The organism is Paenirhodobacter huangdaonensis (assembly GCF_004022465.1).
In the GTDB taxonomy this organism is placed as follows: domain Bacteria; phylum Pseudomonadota; class Alphaproteobacteria; order Rhodobacterales; family Rhodobacteraceae; genus Rhodobacter; species Rhodobacter huangdaonensis.
On the sequence record NZ_SAVA01000034.1, the window covers coordinates 1 to 880 of the forward strand.

Below are 880 nucleotides of genomic sequence, written 5' to 3' on the forward strand. Positions count from 1 at the left end.
TCAGGCGGTGAGCCCCTCGGGTTCGGGCAGGCCGTTGGCACGGCAGCAGGCGGTCAGCGTATTGGCGAGCAGACAGGCGATGGTCATCGGCCCGACGCCGCCCGGCACCGGGGTGATCGCCCCCGCGACCTGCGACGCAGAGGCGAAATCGACATCGCCCACCAGCTTCGTCTTGCCGTCGCGCTCGATGCGGTTGATGCCGACGTCGATCACCGTGGCGCCCGGCTTCACCCAAGCGCCCGGGATCATCTCGGGCCGGCCCACGGCGGCGACGAGAATGTCGGCGCGGCGGCAGACTTCGCCCAGATCCTGCGTGCGCGAATGCGCGATCGTCACCGTGCAGCTGTCGCCCAGAAGCAGCTGCGCCATCGGCTTGCCGACGATGTTCGAGCGGCCGACGACCACGGCATCGAGGCCGCTGAGGCTGCCCAGATGGTCGCGCAGCATCATCAGGCAGCCGAGCGGCGTGCAGGGCACCATCGCCTTCTGCCCGGTGCCCAGAAGCCCCACATTCGAGATGTGGAAGCCGTCGACGTCCTTCGCGGGGTCGATGGCGTTGATCACCAGATCGCTGTTCAGATGCCCCGGCAGCGGCAGCTGCACGAGGATGCCGTGCACCGCCGGATCGGCGTTGAGCTGAGCGATCAGGCCGAGCAGCCCGGCCTCCGAGGTCTCGGCCGGCAGCTTGTGTTCGTAAGAATTCATCCCGACCTCGACGGTCTGCTTGCCCTTGTTGCGGACATAGACTGTCGATGCCGGATCCTCGCCCACCAGCACCACCGCGAGCCCCGGGGTGATCCCCTGCTCCTCGCGCAGCCGCGCCACATGTTCGGCCACCTGCGCCCGCACCCTGGCCGCGAAGGCCTTCCCGTCGATGATC

1 protein-coding gene is annotated in these 880 nt (G+C 68.6%); it reads right to left on the reverse strand.

The window, feature by feature from the left end; all coding sequences use genetic code 11:
• Entirely contained in the window at positions 1-879 is an 879-nt protein-coding gene (gene folD / locus EOW66_RS20270) for a bifunctional methylenetetrahydrofolate dehydrogenase/methenyltetrahydrofolate cyclohydrolase FolD (protein WP_128158087.1), read from the reverse strand.
• Position 880: the final 1 nt, after the last annotated feature.